This is a genomic window from Methanolobus bombayensis (genome assembly GCF_017873415.1).
In the GTDB taxonomy this organism is placed as follows: Archaea; Halobacteriota; Methanosarcinia; order Methanosarcinales; family Methanosarcinaceae; genus Methanolobus; species Methanolobus bombayensis.
In genome coordinates this window covers 144,740-159,940 of record NZ_JAGGKD010000006.1, presented here as the reverse complement: position 1 = coordinate 159,940, position 15,201 = coordinate 144,740, and the positions used below count along the sequence as shown (strand labels likewise).

Below are 15,201 nucleotides of genomic sequence, written 5' to 3'. Positions count from 1 at the left end.
TTATCACTTTGCATCTATTCAATATTTGTGTGTCTTGACTTGAGTCCTTCTTCTGAAGCGCCTGTTATGTAGATAAGCTCTGCAATAACAGCATCAAGGAAAACACTTGATGAAGTTTCAAAAGAAGTACCTAGAGGAGTAAGATATGTATATTCACCACGCATGTGACGTTCAACATAGCCACCTGCATCATCCTTTGTCCTTCCCGGAAGAACAATTACTGTGTCTGACAACTCACCAAGGGTTGAGTCCTGATTGGTTGTGATGGTAACAAGTTTTGCACCGATCTCTTTAGCAACTCTTCCCAGATTTGCAATAGAACGAGTCTGACCTGAGCCTGAGATTGCTATGACAACATCATCTTTGCTGACAGCAGGAGTTGTTGATTCACCAACAACGTGTGATGTGAGACCAAGGTGCATAAGCCTCATGGCAAATGCCCTTCCGACAAGTCCTGAGCGGCCTGCACCCATCACGAAGATGCGCCTTGCACCCATTATATCCTCAAGCATCTGCCTGACGGAATCCTTGTCAAGCTTGTTAGCCACATTTTCAAGGTGTTCGGCCATCAATAAAATAGAAGAAGTTAAGTATTTACATTCAGTTAAATGGATTTCTTTCATCAGAGTTCCTCAATTTACCAGGTCAATCAGAAATTATAATATCACTATTTTTTTCTTTTGCATCCTCTTTATAATTGATGCTTTTAAGTTTCCAGCCTTCGATATTGTTTAACTCCTCATACAAACGCATTATATCGGAGTCATCGCCGGTCCAGTAGCAGTCTAAGATAGTGTCCTTCTCTTTAAGTTCTTCGGTTATGGAACCTGCTAGATGGAAAAGAGCTTTCTTGCTGGAAAAAGGAACATTGAAAGTTGTTCTGTACCCCTCCTTTGACTTCGCATAAGAAACAAGAATATAGCCATTGCTTTCATATTCCATTATCTCATCGAAGTCGCATATGATTTCAAGTTCATGGATTGCCGCTTTGTCAATCTTAGAGATACCAAGAAGTATCTGACCTATAACTATATCCGGCACCTGTCTTCCGAACCATATGGATATTTTACCGTAGGTACAGACTACGTTCACATCATCTCGCCCCATCTCAAAAGAAGACAGGGAAAGATTTGGTGATATTAAATTTTCTTTCGTTGATTTTTGACCCATTTGCTTCACGCAAATTATTTGTTTGTGGAAATGAGAGCACTGATCATATTACGATCCTTTTTCAAGGTCTTTAGCTGATCAGCAGGCCCGATGACAGTCAGACGTGTTTTGAGAGTATTCTTTTTGAGGATCTTCCCGAGGAAGGATGTGTCCATTTCTGATGGATAACTTTCCATCTCTATTCCGGAAAAACCGTCTGGCTCAATAAGAGTCATTGTCATCTCTATAAGGCTTGCTTCCTCTTCAGGACTCAGACCTTTTTCAAGGACCAGTATCTTTCCGCTTTTTACCTCATCTATAATAAATCTGACCTTTTCAACAGGTGACATTTGAGAAAGCCTGTGCTCTGATACAAGATCCATCTGGAAGCCCTGCATTGCAATCACCCGAACCTCTTTGCAAGTTCTTCATAGAAAGTCTCTATGTTCTTTCCCTCCAGGGCTGATATGGAAACCATTGGATGCTGCGGGAAAGCATCTCTTATAGTTGAAGGAGAAGCTTCCGGAAGATCCACCTTGTTAGCGACAATGAGAAGCGGAAGATCTCTTGCTTCCATATTACCAATAACAGTCACATTTACCTGGGTAAAAGGGTCTTCAGTTGCATCCATGACAAGAATAACACCATCAAGGTTCTCAAGCCATTTTACAGCTTCAATGACACCTTCAGTGGCTTCTTTGGCGCGCCTCTTAGACTCAGCCTCATCCATTCCCTGCTCCATGAACTCATGGAAATCGATCTTTGTAGCAAGTCCGGGAGTATCAATAATATCAAGTGTTATGGAGCTTCCATTGGTGTTAATTGTCACGCCTTCCCTGCGCCTTGCTCTTCTTGTTTCATGAGCAACATTGGAAACAGAACCCATTGCATCACCGGTCCAGTCTCTTAAGATCCGGTTAGCAAGAGTTGTCTTCCCTGCATTTGGCGGTCCATATATCCCTATTCGGGCATTCTGTTTATTAAACAGTTTTTTAAAAAGGTCTGAAAAATTCCTCTTGAACGATGTGATTACGCCCATTCATTCCCTCCGTGAAGTAGCATTATATTTAATTATGGATAATTTTAGTAGTATAAACACTCATTGACATATAATTTTTATTATCTGAACATGCAAATTGAGTATTTTCAGATCATACTATCCTTGACATTGCAGAGTTTATTGCAATTTCGGCAATATTTGAACCGTAATCGCCGGTCCTGTCAATACTGTCAACCACAGTACCAAGGGCAACTACTGACCCATAAGAATCGATCTTTAGAATAGCACCGTTCAATTTGTGGATCATAGGAGACATGCGGGCAACCCTGTCTATTACCTGATTTGCCATTTCCACATCAAAATTATACAGTGCATCAATTGCATCCTCAACGATCTTTCTTGACATCTCAGATGTATTCTCTATCATTTCCATAATATCATCCGGAATTGGCTCATCCAGTACATTAGTAACCTTTGCTATTTTACGCGCATGGTCTGCTATACGCTCAATAGGACCGGCTGCCATTCGGAGGTCATGATATTCATCAATAGATGTCTCTGCTGCGTCAGGCAATCTTGCACCACGTAGTATGGAACGGAACTGTTTTGCTATCAGAAGGAAAAGTCTGTCAACATCATCATCCCTCTGGTCCACATCAAGTGCAAGATCAGAGTCACGGGTCTTGATTGCTTTTACTGCATCTATGTGCATGGAATTGGATATCAGATACATCCTTCGTACACTCTTTTTAATAGAGATCTCATCTGGATTCAAAAGGTCCTGGATAACTACTTTTTTAGCAGTTTCCTCGATGATCTCAGGCCCGATAAGCTTGTAGCACATACTGCGGATAATATTCTTCTGTTCTGCCAGGATTCTGTCGGCTTTCACCTCAATGATATCAGAACCTGCAAGATAAGCTGCAATCATATCCCTTATGAGCGCATCACCCATAAGCCCGCTAACATCTATCTGGATCTTCCTTACAGGAGGAGCATCATGTATTGGATCAAGTACCAGTTTACCATCCGGTTGTGGCTGTAAAGTCACCCTGCTACCTGTTTTGATACCCACTTTATCTGCCCAGTTTTTCGGAAGAGAAATTATATATGTAGAACCACCTGTCTGCTGAACTTTTCTGGTTTCTATTGAAATCCCTCATTTATGTTTGTAAATCATCCGAATATATAGAACACAAAGTAATATATAGGCACTTCCCTTTGCATAATAATATATATTTTGACTTATACAATACATATGTATGCGGAATATAAATTTTCAACCGAATGACTTGAAACTTCTAAGAAAAATAATGCCACCTATATGCCTGGCCATTCCATGGGAAGTTTATTTTTATTCTGCCTATTCTAGCGGATGGGGAATCAAGTTCTCAGTATTCTATGCCAACTTTGATGTCAATTATGGTACGATTTTCGTCAGCATTATCAAACAGATGACACTGCTATCCATGGGAGGACTGCTCCCCTCGATACGAACACTTGCATGGACTCTTGCAGCCATTATTTGCATTATGCTGGCTGGCTATGAATTGCTAAAAGAAAATATAGAGAAAGAACTTGATATCAGAACTTCAGGATATGTACTTATATTCTGTGGGATTCTTTCACTGATAAGTTCTATTGCCGTGTGGAACAGTGGTTTCAAAACACTGCCTATAGCTCCGGCATTTTTCATAATATTCGGATACATATTAATTCAAACCGCAGGAAATGACACAATCATTTGAATTGATCTTCACTTTTAGATCAGCAGGAATCATTTTTCTGGAAGAAAGGATCAATGTTGCAAAAGAGATCCATTCTATCAGAACTTTAACCATTAAACGTGGTCCTTTTGCAGTAAAAGGGAGCTTTTTCACATCTTCAAGTAACCTGAAAGAAAAATCACGCACAAAAGACATTTCAAACGGATATATATTCTGCAGAGCATCAGCTATATAGTTGCGAATGGCAACGACAGTTCTCTCATCTTCTGACCCACAAAGGCAAAAATGAAATGACAGACCATAACTGTTTGAAAAACAATGTGGAAGTACGCAATTATTTTTTTCAGGATGGGTGCAAAGAAAGATCATATGCAAATCAGAGATATTACCTTCCATACCAATAGATCCTTAAATCAGTCCATAAACAAGAGATAAAAACCAAATAGAATAAATGGCACACAAATCCTGGTGGTGTTATTCATATAGACCACGTTATATTTTTTAATGGACTTTACTGCATATATAGTAGATTTTAATTAACAATAGTTTAGTTAATCATTTTTTGTCATTGGTATAATCAGTGCCCACAAAAATTATATATAGATAAATAATAGTACTATAATAATTATAGAAGTTGATAATGATTGCACCTTTCGTGCATAAAAATAATCGGTACAAACAAATAGTGCAGGCATATTATAGCTGGTTTGAATATTTTGCCTGAGTAGTTGCATCTTTAATCAAAAAATAGTAGTTTATTGGTATAATATTATACTCAAAAAATAATATTAGATAGTTTGAGCCCTATTATTCATATGAGCTCGAACTGCACAGTGACTCTTCCGGGTTTTTTAGTAAAGAAGTACGAACAAAACTACAATCGTCAACTTACTGATCTGTCACCAACAATAGATCTTCTTAAAAGCTCCATACTGGTATCTTTCTCAGGAGCTTTAAGAATACACATCGCTTTTCTCTTATTACACATTCAATCCGTATTTTTAAACTGCCTTGCAGGTGGACTGATAATCTATGCTGTTTATACCATAGACAGAGCATTGGACGCTGAAGAAGATATGGCCAACAGGCCCGAATTAAAGGGTGCATCGAAGAAAACAGCTCTGACAATTTCTCTCATCTGTTTTTTAGTTGGTGCCTCCATCCTCACGGCAAATGGCCTGTTAATTTTCGCATTTCTCCCTCTTATAACAGGTTATCTTTACAGCAAAGGTGCAAAGATCGGCAAATTCAATTTCAAGCTGAAAGGTGGACTTGGGATGAAGAATATCGTTGTCGGTACAACGTGGGGCGCATTTATTGCAGGTATTGCAGGTATTTATTCTACAAATATAATCGCGCCTGTAATGATTTTCCTTTATTTTGGTCTCAAACTCTTTGTAAACTCTGCAATCTATGATTTCAAGGATATAAAGGGCGATACTCTGGCAGGTATCAAAACACTACCTGTGGCACTTGGACAAAAGAAAGCTAAAATACTGTTGTTCAGCCTTCACATCCTGTCTCATGCAATACTGCTGGCTTCAATAATCACAGGAACACTGGCCTTTGAACCCATAATCCTTGGATATAGTTTCATTATCGGAATGCTGTACATCAAAACTTTTGCAGAACCCGTAGAGGTCGAAACAAAGAACAGACTTACCAGAAGACTGTTCATGATAGATGGAGAATCAACCACAATAGTCGGACTAAGATCAATTGCAGGTGGACTTATTGCCTGATAGGTTCATATTGAGGTAACCTTACGGGATTTTTGTACATAATGATCGAAAAGGTCACTTCCCCATTTTAAGGCAGCTTCATCATATCCAACGAGATCATCCCTGGGATCATAAGTATCAGGGTTGAAGAACAAAGACATTGAGAAGAAGATATCCGTAACCACAAATGCAAGTTTGACATCATCTATTACATAGAGTTCAGTGTGAGGAGCATTCAGATATATTTCCAGTTTTTCATGATGCTCATCCCTGACCTTCTCGAACACCTTCTCAGTCAATATAAGAGAGGTCGGCACCTCCCTTTTAGCCAGATTCACCACAAAATCAGGGTATGTAGGTATAAATATCGAAGATACTCCCTTAATCACAGAAGATTTCAGGATATTCTCTACAAAAACCTTATGCGATTCATAGATGTTTTCAATGCTGTCAGACACAACATTACATTCCTTCAGAGAAATCAGGTCATTAAGTAAATCCTGAGGTATGTCACACAAATAATGTTCTTTCCAGAATGTTTCATTATTCTCAATAGTTTCAATGATATCCAGAAATGGTCTGAAATGATGAATTATAGCTCTGCCAACAGGAGTAATTTGATAATTCTTATCTGTCTTTTCTATAAGATTATTCTCCAGCATTTCCTTGATCCTGGGAGAGATCTCCGGAGAAGACACATTGAAATAATCTTTAATATCGGACAGGGTACAGGACTTTTCTTCAAGCAGGAACAATATGTCCTTCCTCTTTTCTGAAAAGGTCAATATACTTAAAAGTCCCTTTGACTTCAACTTTCCACCTCAATTGCATGTTGAATTCTCTATCCAACCAACCGACAACCTACAAGATTAATTATATAAAAGTTTGTTAATGAGTAATAAGTGTTTTTGCGTAAAAAGTAGCAGAAGATAATTTTTCTCGATGAATACAAAAGTATAATAATATGTCAGATCGGCTTCTAAAAATTAAATTTAAAATAAAAATGTCCATTAAAAAAGAAGATTTATGTAAAAATATAAAGCACTTCAATGTAAGAAGTGCCTCATTCCGGTGAAGATCATTGATACGCCAAGCCTGTTAGCTGTGTCAATGACTTCCTGATCCCTTATGGAACCTCCCGGGGAAAGAATATACATAATTCCGTATTCTTCTGCATGTACCACACTGTCATCGAATGGGAAGAAAGCATCAGAAGCCATCACACATTTTGAGAAAACATCTTTGCAGTAATCGTCATATGACATATCAGGTTTATCGCGATCATACATTACCTTAAGATTCTCGCGTGCTTTTGTTGCAGCAAGCTTTCGAATAGAATCAACCCTGTTTGGCTGGCCTGCTCCCATTGAGAGCATCATGTAGCAACCTTCATCATACTCATATGCAAGAGTAACTGCATTTGATTTGACACACTTGCATGCGTGAAGGGCAAACTCAGATACTGCACGGAGTTCTTCTGGGTATGCAACATCGGTCACACATTCCCACTTGTCATAGATACCTACATTACATGACTGCTTCAGTATTCCGCCAACCACGAACTTGTAAGTGTCTTCAACTTCAAAAGGTTCATTCAGTCCAGGCATTTCAAGAAGACGCAGGTTTGCACTCTTATTCTTCAGATACTCAAGCGCATCCGGTTCGAATCCCGGAGCAAGAATGATCTCCACGAATTTACCATTCAGGAATTCCGCTGACTGCAGGTCAAAAACCTTGTTAGAGCAGATGATACTTCCATAGGCAGATATCGGATCGCAATCCCAGGCTGCACTGAGAGCCTGCAAAAGTGTCTTTCCGGTTGCAAAGCCACACGGATTGTTATGCTTTACAATTGTTACTGCCGGGTTAGAAGAAGAGAGCTCTTTTACGGTCTTAAGAGCATTGTCCGCATCAATGTAATTGTTAAAGGAAAGTTCCTTTCCATGAAGTTGTTTTGCATTTGCAAGAGATGGACCGGTTATACCATCCTCTTTATAGAATTTAGCATTCTGATGCCAGTTCTCTCCATATCTGAGAGTTACTCCATCTTTGTAACTGAGGCGCAATACATCTTCACCAAGAAGCTCCTTGCTAAGGTATGTGTCTATGGTCGCATCATAATCTGCAGTGTGTCTGAAAGCCTTCACTGCCAGTAATTCCCTTGTTTCCGGGGACACAATTCCCGTGGAACGAATCTCTTTTAAGATGTGTCCATAATCATCAGGGTCACACACAACACTTACATAACGATAATTCTTAGCTGCTGAACGAAGCATGGCAGGTCCGCCAATATCAATGTTCTCTATAGCTTCGTCAAGCAAAACGCCTTCTTTTGAAACTGTTATCTCGAATGGATAAAGATTGACTACTACAAGGTCTATCATTTCTACATCTGCTTTCTGGGCCTCTCCCATATGATCATGGTCATCTCTTATACTGAGAATTCCACCATGGACCCTTGGGTGGAGAGTTTTAACCCTGCCGCCCATCATTTCCGGGAACCCGGTTACATCTGCCACGTCCATGACCTCAATACCTGAGTCACGGAGCATGCGGGCAGTTCCGCCGGTAGAGATGATCTGTATGTCCAGTTTCTCGAGTCCGCGAGCAAAATCTACAATTCCGGTTTTATCAGAAACGCTGAGCAGTGCTCTTTTTACCAAAAAATCACCGTATAAAAATGGCGAATATATACTAAAAGGTTTATGGTCAGGATCATGAATTGAACTTCACGACAGGACATACATCTATGCATTGACCACAATGTGTACATTTATCTTTGATAATAGCCAGACCTTTTTTCATTTTTATAGATCTGCTCTGGCACTTGCCCACACAGACACCACAACCACTGCAAAGAAGAGCCCTTCTAACAGAAAGTTCCACTTTCTTCATGAGTCTGCGGGCATCCCTATCAGAATCACCTCTGGCAGTTACACTACCGGAAGCAAACACCTGAGCACGGTTCTCACCATCAGTAACCATTGCCACACCTTCCATGTATGAAGATTTTCCAACCGCTTCCAGCATGCCGGTGAGCTCCAGTCTGTTAATGTCAACAGGGCCATCAAAACCACCTTCTGCGGATATTCCCCCCTGCTTGCAGGGACGATAGCCAGTGGTCACTGTGAAGTGGAGATTGTGTTCATTCTCGCAATTCGGAACAAGGTTGATCTCCTTCTTCTTTGCAATCTCCTTTAACTGCGCAGGAAGATCCTTCCATCTCCAGAATCCGTGTTTTACCCATTCTTCTGAAAGACCCATACGCTCTGCATATGAAAGCAGGTAGTCGTTGAGCTTTTTCTCCATTCCAGGATGGGTTTCCTTGAGCCTGTAAAGGTCAGCAACAGAGCAAGAAGGACAGAGCCAGCATCCTATCCTGTCATATCCTTCGCCGTAAAGCGGATTGTAAAGAAGGTCATTCTTGAAAATATAGAGCCAGACATGCATTGCGGTCCAGTTCTGTATAGGAGCAGCAGCTACCTGATTGCCTACCCACGGATTTTTCCAGACACGTTCACTCTTTGCCCTGGTATCGGATTCATACTTTCTCTGGCCTATGAAAGTGAGACATCCGTTATCGTAATTATCATTGATTATCTGAGTAATCGGCCCAAGTTTACAGACCTTACAACACCAGCGAACCTCAACACTTGGCGGACCGAAGCTGTCAACTGAATCCCAGAACGCTTCGCCTGAACTGATCATATTCAAAGGCTTTCCATAAGCCTCTGCAACATCATGGACATTCTTTACAGTTTCAGGGAACTCGATGCCTGTATCGGCAAAAAGAAGATCGTAATCATCAAGGCACTCACTTACAAGGTGCAAAACAGCGAGGCTATCCTTTCCTCCTGAGTAGGAAACTGTAACAGGACGGTCTACTGATGAAGAAACATTTTTTATGAATTTATGGGAGCGCTCAATGAAATCATTTATGTAGCTCTCATTGGCTTTTACAACGTCATCCCAGGTCTGCCCACCTTCAGGAACTGTGATCTCAGCAGGCTCTTCCTTAAACCTCACTTTTACGCCAACACCCTTTCCTCTTTCGAGCATCTTTTCCCCGTTCATACGAGTGCGTCCTACACCAAGGACCTTCCCTTCATGTGTAAGGACAACTACCTCTTCAGCTTCCAATATGGATGGATCAGCGTCCTTTATACCCGGAGCTAGTACACTTGCACCGCCCAGAATGAACTTCTCAGCACCTGCATCGATAACAACCCAGTTTTTCAGGGTCTTGTAGTCAGTATTGTCAAAAATACGTCTGGCGCCATTAATCCTCAGAAGGAGGGTCCATTTAAGCTTCTCAAGTTCAAAACGTATGCTTCCTATGACCTCACCGTCTACGATAATCTCTTCCATACGGTCGTCATAGGGAGATTTGTTAAGTACTACCGTGCGCTGGTCTGTGATAAGCGGTGCATTGAACTGTTCTACAGAAATCTTATTGATAAGCTCTATTTCATAAGGAAAAGCAGGTCGGATATCCCCAGGAGGAGTAATAGTTACCTGTTTAGTCTTTGCCCCACAGGAGCATTCTTTTCCGAGTACAGGGACTTTACATGAAGAGCACCAGTAAAGGAGCAGTTCACCAAGATAAAGAGGTTTGGACATTCTGTCATCCTCCATATTAAAGTCATATATACTTTTTGCCAAACTCAGAATTTAAAATTCGGTAGTTTGAATACCGGGTTTTTAGGGTCTCACAATAACTTTGAAGCAAGCGATGCTTTCACGTTGCACATCTCTGTAAATTCACAGCTTGCACACAATGCACTCTCATTTTTGTCCGGCATTTTTCCATCTTTTATCTTTCTTGCACGGCCAATCGCTTTCAAGACCTGCCTTCTGTCATTGGAATGAATATTTACCTTCCTGAAATGACCTGACTTTGCATAAATAACAAGACCGGATTTTATTGGAACCCCGTGTGCTTCTTCCGCAAGCATTGCAAAGGAAGTAACATGCAACCTTTCATTGTTCCATACTCCATTTTCAGGAGCTTTTGATGTCTTTATCATCACAGGAACAAATGAATCATCCATGCTGAGAAGCCTGTACGGAACACCAGTTACATTTAACTTTTCAGACTGAAGATATGGTTCATTATCTGAAGAGGAGATCATGTCTGCAATTTTGCAGATTTCCGGGTTTTCAACCTGCTCAGAAAGGTTCTCTTGAATCTCTGGCAGAAAAGAGCGGACATTTTCAGCAACTTCACTCATTTTTTCTTGTGTGAAACCTGAGACTTCATCGGGATAAATAATACCCAGTTCATCCATAACCTGCAAAAGCATGGAATCAAAGTCTGCGGATAGTACATCGTCTTTTGACGAAGAGCCCTTCAACAGCTCAGAATACTGCATAGCCACTTCCTTTAATACAAGGTGTTCCATATAGCTAGGAGAGGAAGAATGGAACTGCTCGTGGCCGCGGCATGAATAATATAATTTCCTTGGACAGGAAAAATATGTGGATAACTCTGATACAGTTATTTTTATTTTTTCGTTTTTAAGAAACATATTTTTATAGTGGATATATAACATACTATAAATAAACAAATGATTTGAATCGGATAGAATCGACAATAAACGAACTTGTATTCGTTAAATATATATGGTAATCTACCCTTAGGAATAATGAAGCATGAGTGAAGACGAATCGCATGATATGGTTCGCCAGCGTCTTGCAGAAAAGATGGCAGGCGAGATTACGCTGTCTGAGAAGCCTGGCGAAGCCCTGAAAAAATGGCGATTGAACTTCGAGATCGCACAGACTGACCTTTCAGGTTATCTGAGTGTTTCTCCTTCGGTCATCAGCGACTATGAGAGCGGCAGGAGGAAATCTCCGGGTACGCTAATAGTGAGCAGAATAGTCGATGCGCTCCTCGAGATTGACGCACAGAGGGGAGGACAGAAAATTCATGCTTATGAGGGGATACTTTTCGCAGACAAGAAGTCTAAGGCCATTTACGCCACCTACGAATACACATTTCCCATGCAGGTTGCAAAGCTTGCCAATATCATTGAAGCAGATATCGTAAACAAAGGGGTTGAGAAACCACTTTACGGTTTTACTGTTGTTGACAGTAAAAAAGCTATTCTTGAGCTTTCGTCCCATGAGTTCCAGAAACTCTATGGATGGAGTACTGAGCGTGCAATGATATTCTCCAAGGTAACAACCGGCAAGTCACCAATGGTTGCAATAAGGGTCACTAACCTGAAGCCAGGTGCTGTTGTTATGCATGGCTTGCGTGGAAATGAAGTACATCTGATGGCAAAGAAAATGGCTGAGATTGACAGGATACCCCTTCTAGCAACGACAATGGACATTGACGAAATGGTAGAAGCGCTGAAAAAGTACAGCGAATACCATGTAATCGAATAAGTATCACTAAATGCACATTTGAACGGTGTTAAGATGAGTGTAGGGATAGTCTCATATGGTGCCTATGTACCAAAATACAGAATAAAAGTAGAAGACATCGCCCGCGTATGGGGTGACGATGCAGGAATTCTCAAAGCAGGACTGATGGTCAATGAAAAAGCAGTTCCTGATGTTGATGAAGATGCAGCTACTATTGCAGTGGAGGCTGCAAGGGCTGCAGTTAGCAGAACGGACCTGGATGCCCAGAGAATTGGTGCCGTATACACCGGTTCTGAAAGCCACCCTTATGCCGTAAAACCTACCAGTACTATAGTAGCAGAAGCCACGGGAGCAACACCAGTGCTCACTGCAGCTGATTTTGAATTCGCATGTAAGGCAGGAACCGCTGCTGTTCAGGCATGTATGGGACTGGTTAATTCAGGTATGATCGATCTGGGAATGGCAATTGGTGCTGATGTAGCACAGGGTGCTCCAGGAGATGCACTTGAATACACTGCCGCAGCAGGTGGTGTGGCGTATATTATCGGAAACAAGGAATCAGAACTTGTGGCCGTTATCGAAGACACATATTCTTTTACAACTGACACTCCTGACTTCTGGAGACGTGAGGGAATGCCATATCCGGAACATGGAGGAAGATTCACAGGAGAGCCAGGATATTTCAAGCATGTAACAAACGCTGCAAAGGGACTCATGAACAAACTGGATACTAAGCCTGAGGATTATGATTATGCTGTATTCCACCAGCCAAACGGAAAGTTCCCGACCCGTGCAGCAAAGATGCTTGGGTTCAGCAAGGAACAAATAGCACCGGGACTTGTGGTTACAAGACTTGGAAATACATACTCCGGTTCCTGTATGATGGGGATCGCAGCAACACTTGACCAGGCAAAACCAGGCGACCGCATATTTGCAACAGCTTTCGGTTCAGGTGCTGGTGGAGATGCTTTCAGTATTACCGTGACCGACAAGATCGATGAGATGCGTGACAATGCACCAAAGGTAGAGGAACTACTTGCAAACCCTGTGTACGTGGATTACGCTACATATGCCAAGCATAAGGGCAAGATAAAGATAGCATGAGGTGTGGAAAATGAGAGATGTAGCAATTATAGGTGTAAAAAACACAAGTTTTGGTGAACAGTGGGACCGCTCCTTCAGGGATGTAGTTGTTGAAGCAGGCGTAGGAGCAGTTGGCGATGCAGGCGTTGTCGGAGAAAAAATAGACTCAATGTTTGTCGGGAACATGAGCGGGGGACAGTTCGTTGAGCAGGAGCACATTGGTGCACTTATTGCTGATTATTCAGGCCTTTCAAAGGATATTCATGTACCTTCAACCCGTGTGGAAGCTGCCTGTGCTTCAGGTGGACTTGCACTCAGACAGGGAATCTACGCTGTAGCATCCGGAATGGATGATATTGTTATTGCAGCCGGTGCAGAGAAGATGACAGACGTACCTTCTCCAAAAGCATCATCAGCTCTCGCAGCAGCCGCTGACAGAGAATGGGAAGGCATCATGGGAGCAACTTTCCCGGGACTCTACGCAATGATAGCAAGACTTCACATGCACAAATACGGAACTACAAGTGAACAACTTGCGGAAGTGGCAGTTAAAAACCACCACAATGGACAACACAATCCTATTGCCCAGTACAAAAGTCAGATCACTGTAGAATCTGTTCTTAAATCAATAATGGTCGCAGACCCATTACACATATTCGATTGTTCACCTATCACAGACGGTGCATCAGCCGTGGTGCTTGCACCTGCGGACGTGGCACATGAATACACTGACACTCCGATTTATGTGAAAGCAACTGCACAGGCATCGGATACCATTGCACTGCACGACCGCAGGGATATTACAACCCTTGATGCCAGTGTGGCAGCAGGAAAGAGAGCATATGAGATGGCAAAGATGAAGCCAAAGGACATCGACCTCGTTGAAGTCCATGACTGTTTCACAATTGCTGAAATATGTGCCATTGAAGACCTTGGCTTTGCTAAAAAAGGTGAAGGTGGAATTGTAACCCAGAACGGTGAGACCGAAATTGGCGCAAGGATACCTGTGAACACCTCAGGTGGACTGAAGTCATGCGGACACCCTGTTGGAGCTACCGGTGTAAAGCAGGCTGTTGAGATCGTAGAGCAGCTTCGCGGAGAGGCAGGAAAGCGTCAGGTTGACGGAGCAGAGGTTGGAATGACCCACAACGTGGGAGGTTCCGGAGCGACTGCTGTTGTACATATTTTCTCGAGGGACAGGTGATCATCATGTCAGTACCAAGATTTTGGAGAAAACAGATAGCCAGGTACAACCTTGTAGGTACACACTGCAAGAAATGTGATGAATATTTCTATCCACCACGTAACATGTGTCCCGGATGCAGGCGTGAAGGCGAGATAGAGGATTTCAAATTCTCAGGCAACGGTGAAGTTGTTACTTTCACTGTTATTCACACTGCTGCTGAGGGTTTTGAAGGCCAGACACCTTATGTCCTTGGAATTATCAAACTGGAAGAAGGTCCAAGTCTTACAAGTCAGATCATCTGTGATGCAAAGAACGTGGAAATAGGTATGAAGGTCAGACCTGTGTTCAGAAAGCTTGGACAGGCAGGAGAGCGCGGTATGATCTACTACGGAACAAAATTCGTACCCGAAGAATCAGAGAAATGTTAGAAATTGAAGTTAAGGCCCGTGCCGATCACCTGCAGGTAAAAGAGCAATTGTCGGCCATGGGTGCTGTTTTTGCAGGTATCCAGCATCACTGTGACACCTATTTTAATGCCCCTGACAGGGATTTTGCCAAAACGGACGAAGCGCTTAGAATACGCTCCGTTGATGGCAGGTCTGTCATGACCTACAAAGGCAAAAAACTGGATACTCTGTCCAAAACAAGAGAGGAATTCGAAACCCCGATTGATGGTGGAATTACCCGCAACATCCTGCTTGCACTTGGATTCCGCGAATCCGGCAACGTTAAGAAAACAAGAGAAGTCTACCGATACAAAGGTATGATCATCTGTCTTGACAAGGTCGAAGGTATAGGAGAATTCATGGAAGTAGAGATTGGTGCGGAGTCAGATATTGAAGGCCACCGAAAACAGATATTCTCATTTTTGGAGAAATTTGGAATTGGAGAAGAGGATTCCATCAGGACTTCTTATCTTGAGATGGTTTTGGATAAAAAATAAAGCTTTTACTATTTTATTTA

General features: G+C 41.9%; 17 protein-coding genes. 7 read left to right on the top strand and 10 right to left on the bottom strand.

Annotated features, from left to right (window positions below):
• Positions 1 to 14: 14 nt before the first annotated feature.
• The 5 genes from hxlB to J2746_RS09130 all read right to left on the bottom strand — a co-directional run bounded on the left by hxlB (position 15) and on the right by J2746_RS09130 (position 3,299).
• Positions 15 to 623 (bottom strand): 6-phospho-3-hexuloisomerase, encoded by a 609-nt coding sequence (gene hxlB / locus J2746_RS09150; protein WP_209619529.1) that lies wholly within the window; start codon positions 621 to 623, stop codon positions 15 to 17.
• 22 nt (positions 624 to 645) lie between these two features.
• On the bottom strand, positions 646 to 1,170 hold the full coding sequence (locus tag J2746_RS09145) for a hypothetical protein (RefSeq protein ID WP_209619526.1): 525 nt from the start codon (positions 1,168 to 1,170) through the stop codon (positions 646 to 648).
• A 14-nt stretch (positions 1,171 to 1,184) separates the two neighbouring features.
• On the bottom strand, positions 1,185 to 1,547 hold the full coding sequence (locus J2746_RS09140) for a DUF2073 domain-containing protein (protein ID WP_209619523.1): 363 nt from the start codon (positions 1,545 to 1,547) through the stop codon (positions 1,185 to 1,187).
• 5 nt (positions 1,548 to 1,552) lie between these two features.
• Entirely contained in the window at positions 1,553 to 2,188 is a 636-nt protein-coding gene (locus J2746_RS09135) for an Era-like GTP-binding protein (protein ID WP_209619520.1), read from the bottom strand.
• Between the two features lie 112 nt (positions 2,189 to 2,300).
• Positions 2,301 to 3,299, bottom strand: coding sequence for a PhoU domain-containing protein (locus tag J2746_RS09130; RefSeq protein ID WP_209619796.1), 999 nt, complete (start codon positions 3,297 to 3,299; stop codon positions 2,301 to 2,303).
• A gap of 163 nt (positions 3,300 to 3,462) precedes the next feature.
• Between J2746_RS09130 and J2746_RS09125 the strand changes: the two genes are divergently transcribed.
• The gene (locus J2746_RS09125; RefSeq protein ID WP_209619503.1) at positions 3,463 to 3,897 is read left to right on the top strand and encodes a hypothetical protein; all 435 of its coding nucleotides are present in this window, start codon (positions 3,463 to 3,465) and stop codon (positions 3,895 to 3,897) included.
• On the opposite strand, the gene J2746_RS09120 is transcribed toward J2746_RS09125, so the two are convergent.
• Positions 3,862 to 4,272 carry a hypothetical protein gene (locus J2746_RS09120; RefSeq protein ID WP_209619500.1) on the bottom strand — a complete coding sequence of 137 codons (411 nt, stop codon included), beginning with the start codon at positions 4,270 to 4,272 and terminating at the stop codon, positions 3,862 to 3,864. The two genes, J2746_RS09125 and J2746_RS09120, sit on opposite strands and share 36 nt — an antisense overlap.
• Positions 4,273 to 4,691: 419 nt before the next feature.
• Here J2746_RS09120 and J2746_RS09115 point away from each other — a divergent pair, with 419 nt between their 5' ends.
• Positions 4,692 to 5,618: a UbiA family prenyltransferase gene (locus tag J2746_RS09115; protein WP_209619497.1), complete on the top strand. Its 927-nt coding sequence runs from the start codon at positions 4,692 to 4,694 to the stop codon at positions 5,616 to 5,618.
• Positions 5,619 to 5,623: 5 nt separating this feature from the next.
• On the opposite strand, the gene J2746_RS09110 is transcribed toward J2746_RS09115, so the two are convergent.
• The 4 genes from J2746_RS09110 to J2746_RS09095 all read right to left on the bottom strand — a co-directional run bounded on the left by J2746_RS09110 (position 5,624) and on the right by J2746_RS09095 (position 11,125).
• Positions 5,624 to 6,409 carry a helix-turn-helix transcriptional regulator gene (locus J2746_RS09110; protein ID WP_209619494.1) on the bottom strand — a complete coding sequence of 262 codons (786 nt, stop codon included), beginning with the start codon at positions 6,407 to 6,409 and terminating at the stop codon, positions 5,624 to 5,626.
• A gap of 234 nt (positions 6,410 to 6,643) precedes the next feature.
• Positions 6,644 to 8,260, bottom strand: a complete 1,617-nt coding sequence (gene purH, locus J2746_RS09105; protein WP_209619492.1) for a bifunctional phosphoribosylaminoimidazolecarboxamide formyltransferase/IMP cyclohydrolase — start codon at positions 8,258 to 8,260, stop codon at positions 6,644 to 6,646.
• A gap of 52 nt (positions 8,261 to 8,312) precedes the next feature.
• Positions 8,313 to 10,217, bottom strand: coding sequence for a phosphoadenosine phosphosulfate reductase domain-containing protein (locus J2746_RS09100; protein ID WP_209619489.1), 1,905 nt, complete (start codon positions 10,215 to 10,217; stop codon positions 8,313 to 8,315).
• An 89-nt stretch (positions 10,218 to 10,306) separates the two neighbouring features.
• The gene (locus J2746_RS09095) at positions 10,307 to 11,125 is read right to left on the bottom strand and encodes a Dna2/Cas4 domain-containing protein (RefSeq protein WP_209619486.1); all 819 of its coding nucleotides are present in this window, start codon (positions 11,123 to 11,125) and stop codon (positions 10,307 to 10,309) included.
• Positions 11,126 to 11,249: 124 nt separating this feature from the next.
• Here J2746_RS09095 and J2746_RS09090 point away from each other — a divergent pair, with 124 nt between their 5' ends.
• Genes J2746_RS09090 through cyaB form a run of 5 tightly spaced genes read left to right on the top strand, consistent with a single transcriptional unit; the run spans position 11,250 to position 15,181 of the window.
• Positions 11,250 to 11,990, top strand: a complete 741-nt coding sequence (locus J2746_RS09090; RefSeq protein ID WP_209619483.1) for a helix-turn-helix domain-containing protein — start codon at positions 11,250 to 11,252, stop codon at positions 11,988 to 11,990.
• Between the two features lie 33 nt (positions 11,991 to 12,023).
• Positions 12,024 to 13,073, top strand: coding sequence for a hydroxymethylglutaryl-CoA synthase (locus J2746_RS09085; RefSeq protein WP_209619480.1), 1,050 nt, complete (start codon positions 12,024 to 12,026; stop codon positions 13,071 to 13,073).
• Between the two features lie 10 nt (positions 13,074 to 13,083).
• Positions 13,084 to 14,256, top strand: a complete 1,173-nt coding sequence (locus tag J2746_RS09080; protein WP_209619478.1) for an acetyl-CoA acetyltransferase — start codon at positions 13,084 to 13,086, stop codon at positions 14,254 to 14,256.
• A gap of 5 nt (positions 14,257 to 14,261) precedes the next feature.
• Positions 14,262 to 14,666 carry a Zn-ribbon domain-containing OB-fold protein gene (locus tag J2746_RS09075; RefSeq protein ID WP_209619475.1) on the top strand — a complete coding sequence of 135 codons (405 nt, stop codon included), beginning with the start codon at positions 14,262 to 14,264 and terminating at the stop codon, positions 14,664 to 14,666.
• Positions 14,660 to 15,181 carry a class IV adenylate cyclase gene (gene cyaB / locus J2746_RS09070; RefSeq protein ID WP_209619473.1) on the top strand — a complete coding sequence of 174 codons (522 nt, stop codon included), beginning with the start codon at positions 14,660 to 14,662 and terminating at the stop codon, positions 15,179 to 15,181. The genes J2746_RS09075 and cyaB overlap by 7 nt, the downstream gene beginning before the upstream one ends.
• The last annotated feature ends 20 nt before the right edge of the window (positions 15,182 to 15,201 follow it).

Bases quoted from the DNA above. Each gene is read 5' to 3' on its own strand.
- hxlB (WP_209619529.1), bottom strand. From the start codon at position 623: ATGAAAGAAATCCATTTAACTGAATGTAAATACTTAACTTCTTCTATT.
- J2746_RS09145 (WP_209619526.1), bottom strand. From the start codon at position 1,170: ATGGGTCAAAAATCAACGAAAGAAAATTTAATATCACCAAATCTTTCC.
- J2746_RS09140 (WP_209619523.1), bottom strand. From the start codon at position 1,547: ATGCAGGGCTTCCAGATGGATCTTGTATCAGAGCACAGGCTTTCTCAA.
- J2746_RS09135 (WP_209619520.1), bottom strand. From the start codon at position 2,188: ATGGGCGTAATCACATCGTTCAAGAGGAATTTTTCAGACCTTTTTAAA.
- J2746_RS09125 (WP_209619503.1), top strand. From the start codon at position 3,463: ATGCCACCTATATGCCTGGCCATTCCATGGGAAGTTTATTTTTATTCT.
- J2746_RS09120 (WP_209619500.1), bottom strand. From the start codon at position 4,272: ATGGAAGGTAATATCTCTGATTTGCATATGATCTTTCTTTGCACCCAT.
- J2746_RS09115 (WP_209619497.1), top strand. From the start codon at position 4,692: ATGAGCTCGAACTGCACAGTGACTCTTCCGGGTTTTTTAGTAAAGAAG.
- J2746_RS09100 (WP_209619489.1), bottom strand. From the start codon at position 10,217: ATGTCCAAACCTCTTTATCTTGGTGAACTGCTCCTTTACTGGTGCTCT.
- J2746_RS09095 (WP_209619486.1), bottom strand. From the start codon at position 11,125: ATGTTTCTTAAAAACGAAAAAATAAAAATAACTGTATCAGAGTTATCC.
- J2746_RS09090 (WP_209619483.1), top strand. From the start codon at position 11,250: ATGAGTGAAGACGAATCGCATGATATGGTTCGCCAGCGTCTTGCAGAA.
- J2746_RS09085 (WP_209619480.1), top strand. From the start codon at position 12,024: ATGAGTGTAGGGATAGTCTCATATGGTGCCTATGTACCAAAATACAGA.
- J2746_RS09080 (WP_209619478.1), top strand. From the start codon at position 13,084: ATGAGAGATGTAGCAATTATAGGTGTAAAAAACACAAGTTTTGGTGAA.
- J2746_RS09075 (WP_209619475.1), top strand. From the start codon at position 14,262: ATGTCAGTACCAAGATTTTGGAGAAAACAGATAGCCAGGTACAACCTT.
- cyaB (WP_209619473.1), top strand. From the start codon at position 14,660: ATGTTAGAAATTGAAGTTAAGGCCCGTGCCGATCACCTGCAGGTAAAA.